Below are 999 nucleotides of genomic sequence, written 5' to 3' on the forward strand. Positions count from 1 at the left end.
CTAGACGACCTATTCCAAGGGGTGCGAGGTCGAAGACGTAGGCGAGGGTGTCCATGATCATTGTGTGACGAACGATCTGGACACCCTCGCGACCGCACTCTACGTCAAGACCGATGATCTGCTGACCGAAGCACCGGATCTGGCACCGTGGCGGCCTGCGGTGGGGATCACCCCGAAGCTCACCGACGCCGAGTTGATCACTCTGGCGGTCATGCAGGCACTGCTCGGGTTCACCTCCGAATCCCGCTGGCTACGCCATGCCCACCAGCATCTGGGTCACCTGTTTCGGTACCTGCCTGGCCAGTCCGGCTACAACAAGCGGCTCCGGCGTGCGGCCGCACTGATCACGGCGGTGATCAGGAGGTTGGCCGTGGACACGACCCTGTGGACCGATGACGTGTGGGTGGTCGATTCCACCCCGGTCGAGTGCGGCCGCTCGAAGGAAACCGTGCGCCGCTCGGCCCTGGCCGGATGGGCCGAGTACGGCTACTGCGCCTCCCATTCCCGCTTCTTCTGGGGGCTGCGCCTGCACCTGGTGTGCACCCTGGGCGGGCTGCCGATCGGATTCGCGTTGACCGGTGCGAAAGCCGACGAACGCCACACCCTGCTCGGAATCCTCAACGCCGACCCCACCCTGGCGGGCCAGCGCCCGAACCAGACCCTGATCGGCGACAAGAACTACTACGGCGCCGAGTTCGAAACCACCCTCACCCACGAGGGCATCCGGCTGCTACGCCCGGCCCGCAAAGGCGAACCCGACCGTCCCGGCGCCCGGTTGTTCAAACCGCTGCGCCAAACCATCGAATCGATCAACCAGACCTTGAAAAGCCAGCTTGACCTGGAACGACACGGCGGCCACACCCCCGCAGGAGTGATCGTGCGCGTCCTGCAGCGCATCCTCGCCCTCACCACCGCGATCTGGCACAACGACAAGACCGGAGCCCAGGTCCACCGATCCCTCACCGCCTACGACCACTGACCTTGGAATAGGTCATCTAG

1 protein-coding gene is annotated in these 999 nt (G+C 65.0%); it reads left to right on the forward strand.

The genetic code is table 11. The features are described 5' to 3' along the window. The first annotated feature begins 64 nt into the window (after positions 1-64). A complete protein-coding gene (locus FXO23_RS50540) occupies positions 65-979 on the forward strand; it encodes an IS982 family transposase (protein ID WP_158896355.1) in 915 nt (304 codons plus the stop codon). The last annotated feature ends 20 nt before the right edge of the window (positions 980-999 follow it).

Origin of the sequence: Amycolatopsis anabasis, from assembly GCF_009765355.1 — a bacterium.
Lineage (GTDB): Bacteria > Actinomycetota > Actinomycetes > Mycobacteriales > Pseudonocardiaceae > Amycolatopsis > Amycolatopsis anabasis.